The sequence below is a fragment of the Streptomyces ipomoeae 91-03 genome (assembly GCF_000317595.1).
GTDB classification, from domain to species: domain Bacteria; phylum Actinomycetota; class Actinomycetes; order Streptomycetales; family Streptomycetaceae; genus Streptomyces; species Streptomyces ipomoeae.
The window spans coordinates 1-4,836 of record NZ_AEJC01000504.1; the positions used below are offsets into that span (position 1 = coordinate 1).

General features: G+C 70.0%; 2 protein-coding genes. One reads left to right on the plus strand and one right to left on the minus strand.

Going from position 1 to position 4,836, the window contains the following annotated elements:
• Window positions 1-79: 79 nt before the first annotated feature.
• Entirely contained in the window at window positions 80-844 is a 765-nt protein-coding gene (locus STRIP9103_RS32850) for an IclR family transcriptional regulator (RefSeq protein WP_048821410.1), read from the minus strand.
• 418 nt (window positions 845-1,262) lie between these two features.
• Between STRIP9103_RS32850 and metH the strand changes: the two genes are divergently transcribed.
• Window positions 1,263-4,787, plus strand: a complete 3,525-nt coding sequence (gene metH, locus STRIP9103_RS32855) for a methionine synthase (protein ID WP_009327683.1) — start codon at window positions 1,263-1,265, stop codon at window positions 4,785-4,787.
• The last annotated feature ends 49 nt before the right edge of the window (window positions 4,788-4,836 follow it).

Sequence of the window (4,836 nt, forward strand, 5' to 3'; positions counted from 1 at the left end):
AGGCCGACCTCGTACCCGGACGTGTCCGTCAGATACTTCGCCAGCAGCGTCCCCTCTCCGCCTCGGCGAGGGGCGGCCGTCAGAACCGCGCCGCCCCCAGGTCCCGTGACACCGCGCGGGCGCAGTCCCGTACCGCCGCGATCAGCTCGGGGCGCAGCTCGCCCTCGCGGTAGAGCCGCTCCACGGCGCCGGTGATGCCGACCGCGCCGACGGGCATGCGGCGCCGGTCGTGGATGGGCGCGGCGATGGACGCGACGCCCTCCCAGGTCTCCTCGACGTCGGCCGCGTACCCGCGCGCGCGGGTGATGTCCAGGACGTTCTCGAAGTCGGCCGGCTCGCACACGGTCCGCTCGGTGAACGCCTTGCGCTCGCCCTCCAGGACCTCGCTGTGCGCCACCGGGTCGTACGCCGACAGGACCTTGCCCAGGGCCGTGGAGTGCAGCGGCTGCATGGCCCCTATCTCCAGGACCTGGCGGCTGTCGTCGGGCCGGAACACGTGGTGCACGATCAGTACGCCCTGCTGGTGCAGCACGCCTAGGTGGACGCTCTCACCGCTGGAGCGGGCCAGGTCGTCCGTCCACACCAGCGCCCGGGCCCGCAGTTCATGGACGTCGAGGTAGGTGGTGCCGAGCCGCAGCAGCTCGGCGCCCAGCTGGTAGCGCCCGGAGGCGTCGTCCTGCTCGACGAAGCCCTCCTGCTGGAGGGTGCGGAGTATGCCGTGGGCGGTGCCCTTGGCGAGGCCCAGCGACGAGGCGATGTCGGACAGGCCGAGCCGTCGCTCGCCGCCTGCGAGCAGCCGCAGCATCGCGGCCGCCCGTTCGAGCGACTGGATGTTCCGTGCCATCGCCGTCCTGCCTCCGTCCCCTGATGACCGCCGTACGCGGATGAACTTCCATCGTTCGGCAATGTCGAACACTACCGGTCGTTGCCGACGTCCCGCCAATGGCCGTCAACAGCTTTTCGGCCATGTGGCCCGCACGATATGTCCCCGGCGCCCGTCCCGTGGCCGTCCGGTGTCCGTCCCGTGCTCATCCCGTGCCCGTTCGGTGTTCGTCCGGTGTTCGTCCGGCGACCGCCCTGTGTCTGTCCTGCGATCGTCGTGCGACCGTCGTGGGAGTAAACCGCACTCGGCGCCGTGCGCCACGCCGGTCCGTCCCGTGGACGCCCCTGACCGTCCCCGGGTGCTCGGGCTACCCTGACGGCGTGCGCCTTCCCCCAGAAGACGCAAAGCCGACAGCCGTCGCACTCCAGGGAGCACCTTCATGGCCTCGTCGCCGAACTCGTCCCCCTCGTCCGCCGCCGCAGGCCGGGCCCGATCCGACGCACTGCGCGAAGCCCTCGCCACCCGTGTCGTGGTCGCCGACGGCGCGATGGGCACCATGCTCCAGGCGCAGGAACCCACTCTGGACGACTTCCAGCAGCTGGAGGGCTGCAACGAGGTCCTCAACGTGACCCGCCCGGACATCGTGCGCTCGGTGCACTCCGCGTACTTCGACGCGGGTGTGGACTGCGTGGAGACCAACACCTTCGGCGCGAACCTGACCGCCCTGGGCGAGTACGACATCGCCGAGCGCGTCGCCGAGCTGTCCGAGGCCGGCGCCCGCATCGCACGCGAGACGGCGGACGAGTTCGCCGCACGTGACGGCCGTCAGCGCTGGGTGCTCGGCTCGATCGGCCCCGGCACCAAGCTGCCCACCCTCGGCCACACCACCTTCGCCGCCATCCGGGACGCCTACCAGCAGAACGCCGAGGGCCTGCTGGCGGGCGGCGCCGACGCGCTGCTGGTGGAGACCACCCAGGACCTGCTGCAGACCAAGGCCTCCGTTCTCGCCGCCCGCCGGGCGATGGAAACGGCCGGGTACGACGTCCCGCTGATCGTGTCGGTGACGGTGGAGACGACCGGCACGATGCTGCTCGGCTCGGAGATCGGCGCGGCGCTGACGGCTCTGGAGCCGCTGGGCATCGACATGATCGGCCTGAACTGCGCGACCGGGCCCGCCGAGATGAGCGAGCACCTGCGCTATCTGTCCCGGCACTCCCGCATCCAACTGTCGTGCATGCCGAACGCGGGCCTGCCGGTGCTGACCAGGGACGGCGCCCACTACCCGCTCACGGCCCCGGAACTCGCCGACGCCCAGGTGAACTTCGTCCGCGACTACGGCCTCTCCCTCGTCGGCGGCTGCTGCGGCACCACCCCCGAGCATCTGCGCCAGGTCGTCGAGCGCGTCCGGGACCTCACCCCGCCCGAGCGCGACCCGCGCCCCGAGCCCGGCGCCGCCTCCCTCTACCAGACCGTGCCGTTCCGCCAGGACACCTCCTACCTGGCCATCGGCGAGCGCACGAACGCCAACGGTTCGAAGAAGTTCCGCGAGGCCATGCTGGACGGCCGCTGGGACGACTGTGTGGAGATGGCCCGCGACCAGATCCGCGAGGGCGCCCACATGCTCGACCTGTGCGTCGACTACGTGGGCCGCGACGGTGTCGCCGACATGGCCGAACTCGCCGGCCGCTTCGCCACCGCCTCCACCCTCCCCATCGTCCTCGACTCCACCGAGGTCGACGTCATCCAGGCCGGGTTGGAGAAGCTTGGCGGGCGCGCGGTCATCAACTCCGTCAACTACGAGGACGGCGACGGCCCCGACTCCCGCTTCGCCAAGGTCACCCGGCTCGCCCAGGAGCACGGCGCCGCGCTGATCGCGCTGACCATCGACGAGGAGGGCCAGGCCCGCACCCCGGAGAAGAAGGTCGAGATCGCCGAACGACTGATCGCCGACCTCACCGGCAACTGGGGCATCCTCGAGTCGGACATCCTCATCGACACCCTGACCTTCACCATCTGTACCGGCCAGGAGGAGTCCCGCAAGGACGGCATCGCCACCATCGAGGCGATCCGCGAGCTGAAGCGCCGTCACCCGGACGTCCAGACCACCCTGGGCCTGTCGAACATCTCCTTCGGCCTCAACCCGGCCGCCCGCATCCTGCTCAACTCCGTCTTCCTCGACGAGTGCGTGAAGGCGGGCCTGGACTCGGCGATCGTCCACGCCTCGAAGATCCTCCCCATCGCCCGCTTCGACGAGGAGCAGGTCCAGACGGCTCTCGACCTCGTCTACGACCGCCGCAGCGAGGGCTACGACCCCCTCCAGAAGCTGATGGCGCTGTTCGAGGGCGCCACCGCCAAGTCCCTGAAGGCGGGCAAGGCCGAGGAACTGGCCGCCCTGCCGCTGGAGGAGCGCCTCAAGCGCCGCATCATCGACGGCGAGCGCAACGGGCTGGAGGCCGACCTGGATGAGGCCCTCCAGGACCGCCCCGCCCTCGACATCGTCAACGAGACCCTCCTGGACGGCATGAAGGTCGTCGGCGAACTCTTCGGCTCCGGCCAGATGCAGCTGCCGTTCGTCCTGCAGTCCGCCGAGGTCATGAAGGCCGCCGTCGCCTACCTCGAACCGCACATGGAGAAGTCGGACGCCGAGGGCAAGGGCACCATCGTCCTCGCCACCGTCCGCGGCGACGTCCACGACATCGGCAAGAACCTCGTCGACATCATCCTGTCCAACAACGGCTACAACGTCGTCAACCTCGGCATCAAGCAGCCGGTCTCCGCGATCCTGGACGCCGCCGAGGAGCACCGCGCCGACGTCATCGGCATGTCCGGCCTCCTGGTCAAGTCCACGGTGATCATGAAGGAGAACCTGGAGGAGCTGAACGCCCGTGGCCTGGCGGCGGATTACCCCGTCATCCTGGGCGGGGCCGCGCTGACGCGGGCGTACGTCGAGCAGGACCTGCACGAGATCTACGAGGGCGAGGTCCGCTACGCCCGCGACGCCTTCGAGGGCCTGCGCCTCATGGACGCCCTCATCGGCGTCAAGCGCGGCGTACCGGGGGCGAAGCTGCCCGAGCTGAAGCAGCGCCGGGTCAGGGCGACGACCGCGGTACAGGTCGAGGAACGCCCCGAAGAGGGCCACGTCCGCTCCGACGTCGCCACCGACAACCCCGTGCCCGAGCCCCCCTTCTGGGGCACCCGCGTCATCAAGGGCATCCAGCTCAAGGAGTACGCCACCTGGCTGGACGAGGGCGCCCTGTTCAAGGGCCAGTGGGGCCTGAAGCAGGCCCGCACGGGTGACGGACCGACGTACGAGGAACTTGTCGAGACCGAGGGCCGGCCCCGGCTGCGCGGTCTGCTCGACAAACTGCAGACCGAGAACCTCCTCGAAGCGGCCGTCGTCTACGGCTACTTCCCCTGCGTCTCCAAGGACGACGACCTGATCATCCTGGACGGCGACGGCAACGAACGCACCCGCTTCACCTTCCCCCGCCAGCGCCGCGGCCGACGCCTGTGCCTGGCCGACTTCTTCCGCCCGGAGGAGTCCGGCGAGACCGATGTGGTCGGCCTCCAGGTCGTCACCGTCGGCTCCCGCATCGGCGAGGAGACCGCCAAGCTCTTCGCGTCCGACTCCTACCGCGACTACCTCGAACTCCACGGCCTGTCCGTGCAGTTGGCCGAGGCCCTTGCCGAGTACTGGCACGCCCGGGTGCGCGCCGAGCTCGGCTTCGGGGGAGAGGACCCGGCGGCCATCGAGGACATGTTCGACCTCAAGTACCGGGGTGCCCGCTTCTCCCTCGGCTACGGTGCCTGCCCCGATCTGGAGGACCGCGCCAAGATCGCCGAGCTTCTTGAACCCGAGCGGATCGGCGTCCACCTCTCCGAGGAGTTCCAGCTCCACCCCGAACAGTCCACGGACGCGATCGTGATCCACCACCCCGAGGCGAAGTACTTCAACGCGCGTTAGGCCCTGTCGTCAAACTCCCGTCGTTCGCCCGAAGGGCGACTCGGGACTC